The following is a 12,260-nucleotide window of genomic DNA, read 5'->3' as shown; positions in this document are numbered from 1 at the left end:
ATGCAAAGCCAATGCGAGCGCGCATGACGACGCCGGTTGCCAGTCGCGTGGGTTGACGCTAACGTAAACGTCAATCCGTGCGACTCGTCTCAATCTTAAGCCAAAAGTTGACTTCGCAACGAACGACCGTTCACTTTCATTGGGCGCACCATGGCAGCCACTAACGTTTCCGGATCGTCTCCCGGACCCGCCACCTATACGATCACCGACCTCGCGCGCGAGTTCGATATCACGCCGCGCGCCATCCGGTTCTATGAGGACCAGGGCCTGCTGGCGCCCGAGCGCGCCGGCCCCGGCGGCCGCACGCGCGTGTACAACGGGCGCGAACGTACCCGCCTGAAGCTCACGCTGCGCGGCAAGAGGTTGGGGCTTACTCTCAACGAGATCCGCGAGATTCTTGACCTCTACGAGTCTCCGCGCGACAGCGCACCGCAACTCGAACGCTTCCTGGGTGCGCTGGCCGGCCACCGGGCCGCACTGGAACGCCAGCTTGAAGACCTGCAGGCGCAACTGGCCGAGATCGACCAGCATGAGAAGCATTGCAGGGCGCTATTGGACGCACAGCATGCGCGCACCGGTGGACCGGCCAAGCACGAAGCTGCCTGACGCTGCACTTTCGCTCATCTCGGTGGCTCTGCGGGTTGACGTTTACGTAAACGTAAATAGAATACCTCGAACCCTCTCACCATGGAGTTGCCATGACGCAGGACCTTGATGCTGCCGCCAGTCCCGTCCAGCCCGAACTGTCTGCGGACCGGGCCGGCACCATTGCCAGCAGCTTTGCCCGCCAGGGACTGATGCGCACCATTGGCGCCGCCCTGGCCCGCGTCGAACGCGGCGAGGTCGAGATCGCCATGTCGTGGTCCGAGGGCGTGACCCAGCAGCACGGCTTCTTCCATGGCGGCGTCGTCGGTGCGCTGGCCGACAGCGCATGCGGCTATGCCGCGCTGACCATGGTGGGAGAGGGCGAGGCAGGCCTGACCGCCGAGTACAAGATCAACCTGCTGTCGCCGGCGCAGGGCGAACGCCTGATCGCCGTGGGGCGCGTGCTCAAGCCCGGCCGCACGCTGATCGTGGCGCAGGGCGATGTCTTCGTCGAGCAGCAGGGCCGCCGCAAGCTCGTGGCGACCATGCTGATGACCCTTTGCGTGGTACGCACGCTCGAACACGTCTGACGCGCACATTGCGACGCCAGCAAGCTTCCAACCGGAGACCATCATGACCGAACTCCCTGGCCTGAAATTCGACCTGGGCGAAGACATCGAGATGCTGCGCGGCGCCGTGCGCGGCTGGGCCCAGGCGGAACTGGCCCCGCGCGCCGGCGAGATCGACCGCACCGACCAGTTCCCCATGGACGCCTGGAAGAAGATGGGCGACCTTGGCGTGCTCGGCATCACCGTGGCGGAAGAGTATGGCGGCGCCAACATGGGCTACCTCGCCCACATGGTGGCGATGGAGGAAATCAGCCGGGCTTCGGCTTCAGTCGGCCTGTCGTACGGCGCGCACTCGAACCTGTGCGTGAACCAGATCCACCGCAATGGCAGCGCCGCGCAGAAGGCAAAGTACCTGCCGAAGCTGGTGTCGGGCGAATGGATCGGCGCGCTGGCCATGAGCGAGCCCAATGCCGGCTCGGACGTGGTGAGCATGAAGCTGCGCGCTGATTTCAAGGGCGATCGCTTCGTGCTCAACGGCACCAAGATGTGGATCACCAACGGTCCGGATTGCGACGTGCTGGTGGTCTATGCCAAGACCGAACCGGACCTCGGCGCGCGCGGCATGACGGCCTTCATCGTCGAGAAGGGCATGAAGGGTTTCTCGGTGGCGCAAAAGCTGGACAAGCTCGGCATGCGCGGCTCGCATACCGGCGAGCTGGTGTTCGAGGACGTGGAAGTACCGGTCGAGAACATCCTCGGCGGCGAGAACAGCGGTGCCAAGGTCCTGATGAGCGGCCTCGACTACGAGCGCGCCGTGCTGTCGGGGGGACCAGTCGGCATCATGCAGGCCTGCATGGACGTGGTCACCCCCTACATCCACGACCGCAAGCAGTTCGGCCAGAGCATCGGCGAATTCCAGCTGATCCAGGGCAAGGTGGCCGATATGTACACCACGCTGCAGGCGGCCCGCAGCTATCTGTACACGGTGGGCAAGAACCTGGATTCGCTCGGTGTCGATCACGTGCGGCAGGTGCGCAAGGATTGTGCGGCGGTGATCCTCTATACGGCTGAAAAGGCCACGTGGATGGCCGGCGAGACCGTGCAGATCCTGGGTGGCAACGGCTACATCAACGAATACCCGGCTGGTCGCCTGTGGCGCGATGCCAAGCTGTATGAGATCGGTGCGGGGACTTCGGAGATCAGGCGGATGCTGATCGGTCGGGAGTTGTTTGCCGAGACGATGTGATTTTCGGGGCGCTCGTCTCGCGCCCCAAAATCGAGCCTCAAAACCCATTTACAATTCTCCCAGCCCCCGCCCTACTGTCCACCCCGTCCCATGTCCCACTTCCCCAAACTGCTCTCTTCGCAGATTGCCTTCGACGTGGCGCGGACCATGCTGGACGGGTTCGACAAGCATTACCGGCTGTTCCGCGAGGTCAGCCACCAGGCCAAGGTGAAGTTCGAGGCGGGCGACTGGCTGGGCCTGCAGCAGATCCAGCGCGACCGCATTGATTTCTACAACGAGCGCGTGCGCGAGACCAGCGTGTTGCTCGAAGACGAGTACGACGCCGAGAATATCGAGGACGAAATCTGGCAGCAGATCAAGCTGCACTACATCGGGCTGCTGACCAACCACCACCAGCCCGAACTGGCCGAGACCTTCTTCAACTCCGTCTGCACGCGCCTGCTGCACCGCTCGTACTTCAATAACGACTTCATTTTCGTGCGCCCGGCCATCTCGACCGAGTACATCGAGAACGAGGAGTCGCCGATCAAGCCGACGTTTCGCGCCTACTATCCAGGCAGCCGCCACGGCATGGCGGATTGCTTCGAGCGCATCGTGCACAACTACCAGCTCGAGCGGCCGTTCGAGGACCTGCGGCGCGATATCGGCTACGTGGTCAGCACCGTCGAGGAGCATTTCGGCGATGCGCGCATCGCGCCAAATTTCCAGATCCACGTGTTGTCGTCGCTGTTCTTCCGCAACAAGACGGCCTTCATCATCGGGCGCATCCTGAACGCCGACCGCACCTATCCGCTGGCGATCCCGATCGTGCACGGGGCGTCGGGCAAGCTGGTGCTCGATGCGGTGCTGCTGAAGAAGCTCCAGGTGATGATCCTGTTCTCGTTCACGCACTCGTACTTCATGGTCGACATGGAAATTCCGTCGGCCTATGTGACCTTCCTGCGCGACATCATGCCGCGCAAGCCGCGCGCGGAGATCTATACCTCGCTGGGTTTGCAGAAGCAGGGCAAGAACCTGTTCTACCGGGATTTCCTGCACCACCTGCAGCACTCGTCCGACAAGTTCATCAGCGCGCCGGGAATCAAGGGGCTGGTGATGCTGGTATTCACGCTGCCGTCGTACCCGTATGTGTTCAAGGTGATCAAGGACTTTTATCCGGCGCCGAAAGAAACCACGCGCGCGCTGGTCCAGTCCAAGTACCTGCTCGTCAAGCAGCATGACCGCGTCGGCCGCATGGCCGATACGCTGGAGTATTCGAACGTGGCCTTCCCGCTGTCGCGTTTCGATGACGAGCTGGTGCGCGAACTCGAACACCACGCGCCGTCGATGATCGAGTATCAGCGCGCCAAGGATGGCGCCGAGGAAATCGTGGTGCGGCACGTCTATATCGAGCGCCGCATGACGCCGCTGAACCTGTGGCTGCAGGAAGGCACGGACGAGCAGGTGGAGCACGGCGTGATCGAGTACGGCAATGCCATCAAGGAACTGATCGCCGCGAATATCTTCCCTGGCGATATGCTGTATAAAAACTTTGGCGTAACGCGCCATGGCCGCGTGGTGTTCTACGATTACGACGAGATCGAGTACTTCACCGACTGCAACGTGCGCCACGTGCCCGAGCCGCGCAACGAAGAGGAGGAGATGTCGGGCGAACCCTGGTACACCGTGCGTCCGCACGACATCTTCCCCGAGACCTTCCGCACCTTCCTGCTGGGCAACCCGCGCGTGCGCGAGCCATTCCTGCGCCATCACGAAGATTTATTCGACCCTGCCATGTGGCAGGGCCACAAGGACCGGCTGCTGGCCGGACAAGTTCATGACTTCTTTGCCTATCCCATCTCCGAACGCTTCATCCACCGCTATGGTTCCGGTCGCAGCGCGCCTGTCGCCGGCATTGCAAGGAGAGTCGCATGAGTGACGCCATCGCCCAGCTGTTCCGCAACAACCGCGACTGGGTCGACCGCGTCAATGCGGAAGACCCGACCTTCTTCATGCGCCTGGCCAACCAGCAGGCGCCTGAATACCTGTGGATCGGTTGCTCCGACTCGCGCGTGCCCGCCAACCAGATCCTGGGGCTGGCGCCGGGCGAGGTGTTCGTCCATCGCAATATCGCCAACGTGATCGCGCACAGCGACCTGAACGCGCTGTCGGTGATCCAGTTCGCCGTGGAAGTGCTCAAGGTGCGCCACATCACGGTGGTTGGCCACTACGGCTGCGGCGGCGTGAAGGTGGCGCTCAAGCGCGAGCGCATCGGCCTGGCCGACAACTGGCTGCGCCATGTGCGCGACGTGGCCGACAAGCATGAGGCCTACCTCGGCACCATCCTGCGCGAGGACGACGCCCACACCCGCCTGTGCGAGCTGAACGTGATCGAGCAGGTCAACAACGTTTGCCAGACCACCGTGCTGCAGGACGCATGGGCACGCGGTCAGGACGTGACCGTGCACGGCTGGGTCTACGGCGTGTCAGACGGCCTGCTGCGTGACCTCGGCATGGCCGCCAGCAACAACGACGAGCTGCACGAGCAGCTGGCCGCCGCCTATCGCCAGTTCGGCGACCCGCCGCAGGCGTCGATCCGTTGATCGCGGCCGCCAACACCACACGATTCGCGCATACCGATACCAGGAGAACAGACATGCAAGACCCCATCGTCATCGTTTCCGCCGCCCGTACCCCCATGGCGGCATTCCAGGGTGAATTCGCGTCGCTGACCGCGCCGCAGCTCGGCGCCGTTGCCATTCGCGCAGCGGTCGAACGCGCCGGCATCAAGCCGGAGCAGGTCGAGGAAGTGGTGTTTGGCTGCGTGCTGCCGGCCGGCCAGGGCCAGGCCCCGGCGCGCCAGGCGGCGCTCGGCGCGGGCCTGCCGCTGGGCGTGGGCTGTACCACGGTCAACAAGATGTGCGGCTCGGGCATGCGCGCGGCCATGAACGTTTATGACGGCCTGGTGGCCGGCTCGTTCGACATCGCGATTGCCGGCGGCATGGAAAGCATGACCAATGCGCCGTACCTGATCCCGAAGGGCCGTGGCGGCTACCGCATCGGCCACGGCATGATCTATGACCACATGATGCTGGACGGCCTGGAAGATGCCTACGACAAGGGCCGCGCCATGGGCACTTTTGGCGAGGACTGCGTCGCCAAATACGGTTTCACGCGCGAGCAGCAAGACGCCTTCGCGATCGAAAGCGTGCGCCGCGCGCAACAGGCTACCGAGTCGGGCGATTTCCGCTGGGAGATCGCCCCGGTCACCGTGTCGGGCAAGGGCGGCGACACCGTCATCGATACCGACGAAGGCCCGCGCCGCATCAAGCTCGACAAGATTCCCGCGCTGAAGCCCGCGTTCGCCAAGGACGGCACCATCACGGCGGCATCGTCGTCGTCGATCAACGACGGCGCCTCGGCGCTGGTGATGATGCGCGAATCCACCGCGAAGAAGCTCGGCCTGCAGCCGATCGCGCGCATGCTGGGCCACACCACGCACGCGCAGGCGCCGGGCTGGTTCACCACCGCGCCGGTGGAAGCCATGGCCAAGCTCTATCGCAAGCTCGACTGGACCACCGACAGCGTCGACCTGTTCGAGATCAACGAGGCCTTTGCCGTGGTGCCGATGGCCGCCATGCACGACCTCAAGATCCCGCGCGAGAAGGTCAACATCCACGGCGGCGCCTGTGCGCTGGGCCACCCGATCGGCGCTTCGGGCGCGCGCATCATGACCACGCTGATCGGCGCGCTGCGCAAGACCGGCGGCAAGCGCGGCGTGGCCAGTTTGTGCATCGGTGGTGGCGAGGCGACGGCGGTGGGGATCGAGATCGTCTGAGGCGCGGCTTCTCCCCTCTCCCATTTATGGGAGAGGGAGGAACCGAAAGACAATCGATGAACCCTTGCCAGGAGCCCAGCCATGCCAACCGCACTTATCCTCGGTGCCTCGCGCGGCATCGGTCTCGAATTCGTCCGCCAGTACCGTGCCGGCGGCTGGCGCGTCATCGCGGCGGCGCGCACGCCTGAAGGCGTCGCCGCGCTCAACGCGTTGGGCGCCGAAGCCCACCAGGCCGACCTGGCCGATCCCGGTGCCGTGGCCGGCCTGGGCTGGAAGCTCGATGGCGAATCGCTCGACGTGGCCATCTACAACGCCGGCGTGCTGGGACCGCGCACCGAAGGCGCGCAGCCGGTCACGCGCGAGGACTTTGATCGCGTGATGCACGTGAACGTGCTCGGCCCGATGATGGCGCTGCCGCTGGTGCTGCCCTATGTCGAGACCGGGCAGGGCGGCCATGGCGGCGTGCTGGCGGTGCTGTCATCGCGCATGGGCAGCCTTGGCTCGATGGACAGCAATGGCAGCTGGCTCTACCGCGTCAGCAAGGCCGGCGTCAACGCGGCGCTGAAGTCGGTATCGCTCGACGCGCGCCATGCCACCTGCGTGGCGCTGCATCCGGGCTGGGTGCAGACCGACATGGGCGGCAAGGCGGCGGACATCACGCCGCAGCAGAGCGTGAAGGGCATGCGCCAGCTGCTGGCGGGGGCCAAACGCCGCGATAACGGCAGCTTCTTCAACTACGACGGCACCCCCATCCCCTGGTAAGCGCGGGCCGGACTCACTCATACAGAAACGACATGCTGCTGACATCCGAACAGGAAATGATCCGCGACGCCGTGCGCCAGTTCGCGCAGGAGGTGATCGCGCCTCAGGCCGCGCAGTGGGACCGCGACAAGACCTTCCCCAAGGACGTGCATCGCGAACTCGCGGCGCTGGGCGCCTACGGCGTGGCGGTCCCGGAACAGTATGGCGGCGCCGGCCTCGACTACCTGTCGCTGGCGCTGATCCTGGAGGAAATCGCCGCGGGCGATGGCGGCACCTCGACCGTCATCAGCGTCAACAACTGCCCCGTCTGCAGCATGCTGATGGCGTTCGCCGATGAAGCGCAGAAGCAGAAGTGGCTGGTGCCGCTCGCGCGCGGCGAAATGCTCGGCGCGTTCTGCCTGACCGAGCCGCACGTGGGCTCGGACGCCGCGGCGCTGCGTACCACCGCCGTGCGCGATGGCGATCACTACGTCCTTAACGGCGTCAAGCAGTTCATCACCAGCGGACAGAATGCCGACGTGGCCATCGTCATGGCCGTGACCGACAAGGCCGCAGGCAAGCGCGGCATCAGCGCGTTCCTGGTGCCGACCAGCACCCCTGGCTATGTGGTGGCGCGCATCGAAGACAAGCTCGGCCAGCATTCGTCGGACACCGCCCAGATCCTGTTCGAGGATTGCCGCGTGCCGGCCGCCAACCTGCTCGGCGACGAAGGCGCGGGCTACAAGATGGCGCTATCGGGGCTGGAAGGCGGGCGCATCGGTATTGCCTCGCAGAGCATCGGCATGGCGCGCGCGGCGTTCGACGCAGCGCTGGCCTACGCCAAGGAGCGCGAGAGCTTCGGCCAGCCGCTGTTCCAGCACCAGGCCGTGCAGTTCCGCCTGGCCGAGATGGCCACGCGCATCGACGTGGCGCGCCAGATGATCTGGCACGCGGCCTCGCTCAAGGACGCCGGCCGGCCCTGCCTGAAAGAGGCGGCCATGGCCAAGCTGTTTGCCAGCGAGATCGCGGAGAAGGTCTGTTCCGATGCGATCCAGGTTTTCGGCGGCTATGGCTACGTCAGCGATTTCCCGGTCGAGCGCATCTATCGCGACGTGCGCGTGTGCCAGATCTACGAAGGCACCAGCGACATCCAGAAGATCCTGATCGCGCGCGCCCTGGCGTAGCCGCGGCGCGCCGACACGCGTACCATGGGGCTGGGGAAGCACGGCCAGGCGTCCTGGAGGCTTCCCGAGCCATCCGACCATCCACCACGACCAAGGGCCCCCGACCATGACCGCTGCGATCGACTTCTACTTTGATTTCTCGTCGCCGTATGGCTACTTCGCCAGTACGCGAATCGACGAGCTGGCGCAGAAGTACGGTCGCTTCGTGGCCTGGCATCCGATCCTGCTCGGGGTGGTGTTCAAGACCACCGGCTCCTCGCCGTTGCCGCAGATCCCGCTCAAGGGCGAATACTGCTGGCGCGATTTCGAGCGCAGCGCGCGCTTTCACGGCATCGAATACAAGCGCCCGACGCACTTCCCGCTGCCGACCACGCATGCCGCGCGTGCCATGCTGTGGCTGCAGAACCACCACGGCGCGGATGTCGCCACGGCGTTTGCCAGGTCGGTGTACCACGCGCTGTTCGTGGACGACATCAACATCGCCGAGCCGGCCGAGATCTCGAAGCTGGCCGAACCCCTTGGCGTGGACGTGCATGCCATGGATGCCGGCGCGACCGGCTACCAGATCAAGGACCAGCTCAAGGCCGAGATCGAGGTCGCCATGGCCAAGGGCGTGTTCGGCTCGCCATTCGTCATCATCGACGGCGAGCCGTTCTGGGGCTTCGACCGTTTCAACCAGATCGAAGACCACCTGAAGCGCGACCGCCAGACCGAACTGCGCGCCGTGAGCAGCGTGGACGGCAACAAGGAAAAGAAACCCGCATGACTGCAGCAAACCGGGCCGTGAATGGTCCAACCTCCGGCCCATCGTCGCGTTTTGATTGTGTGATCTTCGACTGCGACGGCGTGCTGGTCGACAGCGAGCCGATCGTCAACCGCTTGCTCAACGAAATGCTCAACGAGCTTGGCATCGCCATCTCGCTCGAGGATTCGACAAAGTGGTTCCTGGGGCGTGCCGTGCGCGAAGAGCTCGGCAATATCGAGCGCAGGCGCGGCGCGCCGTTGCCGGAGAATTGGCTGTCGCAATGGTTTGTGCGACGCAACCAGGTGCTGGAGGCCGAAGTGCAGAGCGTGCCCTACGTGCGCGAAGCGGTATCCGCGATTGCCGCGACCGGCATGCCGGTGTGCGTCGCATCGGGCGCGGACCGCGTCAAGGTCAAGCTGCAGCTCACGCGCACGGGCCTGGTGGAGTTGTTCCAGCAGGACGAACGCGAGCATATCTTCTCGGCCACCGAGGTGGAGCGCAGCAAGCCTGCACCGGATGTGTACCTGCTCGCCGCACGCACCATGGGCGTGGAGCCGTCGCGCTGCGCGGTGGTGGAGGACAGCCCGACCGGCATCGCCGCCGGCGTGGCGGCGGGCATGACTGTTTTCGGCTATGCGGCGCGCAACGATCCTGCACTGATGCGCGAAGCCGGCGCCCACCATCTGTTCACTGACATGCGCGAACTGGCGGAGTTGCTGGGATGAGCGCAAAGCGACCGCCTCGCGCCACCACCGCGCCATGCCCCTGTGGCCTCGGCGCGGACTATGCCGCGTGCTGCGGCCGCTATCATCGCGGCGAAGCCGTGCCGCCCAATGCGGAGTCGCTGATGCGCTCGCGCTATACCGCGTATGTCATGGGCAATATGGATTGGTTGCGGCAGACCTGGCACCCGTCCACTTGCCCGGCCGACCTGGCGCCGGACACGGGCACGCGCTGGCTGGGTCTCGCCATCAAGGCCCATTCGCAGCAGGACGATACGCATGCCGAGGTGGAATTCGTGGCGCGCTACAAGGTGGGCGGGCGCGCGTGGCGGCTGCATGAGCGCAGCCGGTTCGTGCGCGAGCCGCGCGCGGCCGGCGAGGCGCCGGTGTGGCTGTATGTGGATGGCGACATGATCGGGGAGGCGTCATGAGCATCGAATCGACGGCATCCGGCAGCACGCCGGAATACCTGCTGTACTGCTTTGCCCAGTCCGGTAATGCCTACAAGGTGGCACTGCTGCTGGAGACCGTCAGCGCGCAACGCGACCGGCCGTTGTGGCAGCCGCGCTTTGTCGATTACTTCAACGGCGAGACGCGCACGCCGGAGTACCGCGCCATCAATGTCATGGGCGAGGTGCCGGTGCTGGAGTTCGGCGGGCAACGCCTGTCCCAGTCGGGCGTGATCCTCGAAACGCTGGCATCGCGCCTCGATGCCTACGGCGCCGCGAACCAGGCCGAACGCGCCGAAATCCTGCGCTGGCTGCTGTTCGACAACCACAAGTTCACGTCGTACACCGCTACCTATCGCTTCCTGCGCGCCTTCACCGCGACACCGGACCAGACGGTGCTGCAGTTCTTCCGCACGCGCTGCGAAGGCGCATGGAGCGTGCTGAACGCGCAGTTGGCCGGCCGCAGCTTCGTCACGGGCGAGCATGCGACCATCGCGGACTTCTCGCTGGCGGGCTATGTGTTCTTCGACGACGAGATCGGCGTGCACTGGCGCAAGGAGTATCCGCACATCCACGCGTGGACCGAGCGCATGCGTGTGCTGCCGGGGTGGAAGCATCCGTATGACCTGATGCCCGGGCATCCGCTGCCCAAGCGCAGCGGCTGACGCTGGCAGGCGGCGATCCTGACGCGAAAGATTTCGAGCCACCAAGCGGCAAGAGACCGGAAAGAGACCTCAACATGCCCACGCTGGAAACCAAACTCAACGCGCGTTCCGAATCGTTCAAGGCCAACGCCGAAGCCATGCAGGCGCTGGTGGCCGACCTCAAGGCCAAGGTGGCGAAGCTCGCCGAAGGCGGCGGCGATGCCGCGCGCGACAAGCACCTGTCGCGCGGCAAGCTGCTGCCGCGCGACCGCGTGCAGCAACTGCTGGACCCGGGCACGCCGTTCCTGGAGCTGTCGCAGCTAGCGGCATACGACATGTACGACAATGCCGCCCCGGGCGCCGGCATCATCACCGGCATCGGCCGCGTGGCCGGGCAGGAATGCGTGATCGTCTGCAACGACGCGACGGTCAAGGGCGGTACGTACTACCCAATGACGGTCAAGAAGCATGTGCGCGCGCAGGAGATTGCCGAGGAGAACAACCTGCCTTGCATCTACCTGGTGGACTCGGGCGGCGCCAACCTGCCGAACCAGGACGAGGTGTTCCCCGATCGCGACCACTTCGGCCGCATCTTCTACAACCAGGCCAACCTGTCGAAGCAGGGCATCCCGCAGATCGCCGTGGTGATGGGCTCGTGCACGGCCGGCGGCGCCTACGTGCCGGCGATGAGCGACGAGTCGATCATCGTCAAGAACCAGGGCACCATCTTCCTCGCCGGCCCGCCGCTGGTGAAGGCCGCAACAGGTGAGGTGGTCAGCGCCGAGGACCTTGGCGGTGCCGATGTCCACACGCGCCTATCGGGCGTGGCCGACTATTTCGCGCAGAACGATCATCACGCGCTGTCGCTGGCGCGCAATATCGTGGGGCACCTGAACCGGCGCAAGCCCGACCAGATCCGCCTGCATGAGCCGGCCGAACCGCTGTATCCGGTGGAAGAACTGTACGGCGTGATCCCGACCGACACGCGCAAGCCGTTCGACGTGCGCGAGGTCATCTCGCGCATCGTCGATGGCTCCGAGTTCGACGAATTCAAGGCGCGCTATGGCACCACGCTGGTATGCGGCTTCGCGCGCATCTGGGGCTACCCGGTCGGCATCGTGGCCAACAACGGCATCCTGTTCTCGGAAGCGGCGCTCAAGGGCGCGCACTTCATCGAACTCTGCTGCCAGCGCAAGATTCCGCTGGTGTTCCTGCAGAACATCACGGGCTTCATGGTGGGCCGCAAGTACGAGAACGAAGGCATTGCGCGCAACGGCGCCAAGATGGTGACGGCGGTGGCGACCGCACAGGTTCCCAAATTCACGGTGATCATCGGCGGCTCGTTCGGCGCCGGCAACTACGGCATGTGCGGCCGCGCGTATTCGCCGCGTTTCCTGTGGATGTGGCCGAACGCGCGCATCTCGGTGATGGGCGGCGAGCAGGCCGCGAGCGTGCTGGCGACCGTGCGCCGCGATGGCATCGAGGCGAAGGGCGGCCAGTGGAGCCAGGAAGAGGAAGACGCGTTCAAGCAGCCGATCCGCGACCAGTACGAACACCA

At 65.1% G+C, this 12,260-nt stretch carries 13 protein-coding genes; all 13 read left to right on the top strand.

Translation table 11 applies throughout. From position 1 onward, the window contains the following. The first annotated feature begins 150 nt into the window (after positions 1 to 150). Positions 151 to 606: a MerR family transcriptional regulator gene (locus AC3FKG_RS27545; protein ID WP_488744667.1), complete on the top strand. Its 456-nt coding sequence runs from the start codon at positions 151 to 153 to the stop codon at positions 604 to 606. A 92-nt stretch (positions 607 to 698) separates the two neighbouring features. After that, complete coding sequence (locus AC3FKG_RS27540) at positions 699 to 1,175, top strand: PaaI family thioesterase (RefSeq protein WP_488744666.1); 477 nt, start codon at positions 699 to 701, stop codon at positions 1,173 to 1,175. A gap of 43 nt (positions 1,176 to 1,218) precedes the next feature. Beyond that, complete coding sequence (locus AC3FKG_RS27535) at positions 1,219 to 2,400, top strand: isovaleryl-CoA dehydrogenase (RefSeq protein WP_483710130.1); 1,182 nt, start codon at positions 1,219 to 1,221, stop codon at positions 2,398 to 2,400. Positions 2,401 to 2,490: 90 nt separating this feature from the next. Further along, positions 2,491 to 4,314, top strand: coding sequence for a bifunctional isocitrate dehydrogenase kinase/phosphatase (gene aceK / locus AC3FKG_RS27530; protein ID WP_483710131.1), 1,824 nt, complete (start codon positions 2,491 to 2,493; stop codon positions 4,312 to 4,314). Next, positions 4,311 to 4,982, top strand: a complete 672-nt coding sequence (gene can / locus AC3FKG_RS27525; protein ID WP_211946889.1) for a carbonate dehydratase — start codon at positions 4,311 to 4,313, stop codon at positions 4,980 to 4,982. The genes aceK and can overlap by 4 nt, the downstream gene beginning before the upstream one ends. A gap of 53 nt (positions 4,983 to 5,035) precedes the next feature. Then, positions 5,036 to 6,217: an acetyl-CoA C-acetyltransferase gene (locus AC3FKG_RS27520; protein WP_483710132.1), complete on the top strand. Its 1,182-nt coding sequence runs from the start codon at positions 5,036 to 5,038 to the stop codon at positions 6,215 to 6,217. Positions 6,218 to 6,298: 81 nt separating this feature from the next. After that, the gene (locus AC3FKG_RS27515; RefSeq protein WP_488744665.1) at positions 6,299 to 6,979 is read left to right on the top strand and encodes an SDR family oxidoreductase; all 681 of its coding nucleotides are present in this window, start codon (positions 6,299 to 6,301) and stop codon (positions 6,977 to 6,979) included. A gap of 32 nt (positions 6,980 to 7,011) precedes the next feature. Further along, entirely contained in the window at positions 7,012 to 8,142 is a 1,131-nt protein-coding gene (locus AC3FKG_RS27510; protein WP_488744664.1) for an acyl-CoA dehydrogenase family protein, read from the top strand. A 106-nt stretch (positions 8,143 to 8,248) separates the two neighbouring features. After that, positions 8,249 to 8,908: a 2-hydroxychromene-2-carboxylate isomerase gene (locus AC3FKG_RS27505; protein WP_488744663.1), complete on the top strand. Its 660-nt coding sequence runs from the start codon at positions 8,249 to 8,251 to the stop codon at positions 8,906 to 8,908. Then, positions 8,905 to 9,612: an HAD family hydrolase gene (locus tag AC3FKG_RS27500; protein WP_488744662.1), complete on the top strand. Its 708-nt coding sequence runs from the start codon at positions 8,905 to 8,907 to the stop codon at positions 9,610 to 9,612. Before AC3FKG_RS27505 ends, AC3FKG_RS27500 begins: the two co-directional genes overlap by 4 nt. Beyond that, entirely contained in the window at positions 9,609 to 10,040 is a 432-nt protein-coding gene (locus tag AC3FKG_RS27495; protein ID WP_483710137.1) for a YchJ family protein, read from the top strand. The genes AC3FKG_RS27500 and AC3FKG_RS27495 overlap by 4 nt, the downstream gene beginning before the upstream one ends. Beyond that, a complete protein-coding gene (locus AC3FKG_RS27490; protein ID WP_488744661.1) occupies positions 10,037 to 10,723 on the top strand; it encodes a glutathione S-transferase family protein in 687 nt (228 codons plus the stop codon). Before AC3FKG_RS27495 ends, AC3FKG_RS27490 begins: the two co-directional genes overlap by 4 nt. Positions 10,724 to 10,797: 74 nt before the next feature. Then, a partial coding sequence (locus AC3FKG_RS27485) for a carboxyl transferase domain-containing protein (protein WP_488744660.1) occupies positions 10,798 to 12,260 on the top strand: 1,463 nt, incomplete at its 3' end.

It is taken from the genome of Cupriavidus sp. 22TCCZM04-2 (assembly GCF_057798895.1).
Note: the sequence above shows the minus strand (reverse complement) of the source record. Positions and strands in the feature narration are given on the sequence as shown.

Coding starts and splice junctions, on each gene's coding strand:
- AC3FKG_RS27505 (WP_488744663.1), top strand. CDS start 8,249: ATGACCGCTGCGATCGACTTCTACTTTGATTTCTCGTCGCCGTATGGC.
- AC3FKG_RS27515 (WP_488744665.1), top strand. CDS start 6,299: ATGCCAACCGCACTTATCCTCGGTGCCTCGCGCGGCATCGGTCTCGAA.
- AC3FKG_RS27495 (WP_483710137.1), top strand. CDS start 9,609: ATGAGCGCAAAGCGACCGCCTCGCGCCACCACCGCGCCATGCCCCTGT.
- AC3FKG_RS27520 (WP_483710132.1), top strand. CDS start 5,036: ATGCAAGACCCCATCGTCATCGTTTCCGCCGCCCGTACCCCCATGGCG.
- AC3FKG_RS27490 (WP_488744661.1), top strand. CDS start 10,037: ATGAGCATCGAATCGACGGCATCCGGCAGCACGCCGGAATACCTGCTG.
- AC3FKG_RS27500 (WP_488744662.1), top strand. CDS start 8,905: ATGACTGCAGCAAACCGGGCCGTGAATGGTCCAACCTCCGGCCCATCG.
- AC3FKG_RS27545 (WP_488744667.1), top strand. CDS start 151: ATGGCAGCCACTAACGTTTCCGGATCGTCTCCCGGACCCGCCACCTAT.
- AC3FKG_RS27540 (WP_488744666.1), top strand. CDS start 699: ATGACGCAGGACCTTGATGCTGCCGCCAGTCCCGTCCAGCCCGAACTG.
- AC3FKG_RS27510 (WP_488744664.1), top strand. CDS start 7,012: ATGCTGCTGACATCCGAACAGGAAATGATCCGCGACGCCGTGCGCCAG.
- can (WP_211946889.1), top strand. CDS start 4,311: ATGAGTGACGCCATCGCCCAGCTGTTCCGCAACAACCGCGACTGGGTC.
- aceK (WP_483710131.1), top strand. CDS start 2,491: ATGTCCCACTTCCCCAAACTGCTCTCTTCGCAGATTGCCTTCGACGTG.
- AC3FKG_RS27535 (WP_483710130.1), top strand. CDS start 1,219: ATGACCGAACTCCCTGGCCTGAAATTCGACCTGGGCGAAGACATCGAG.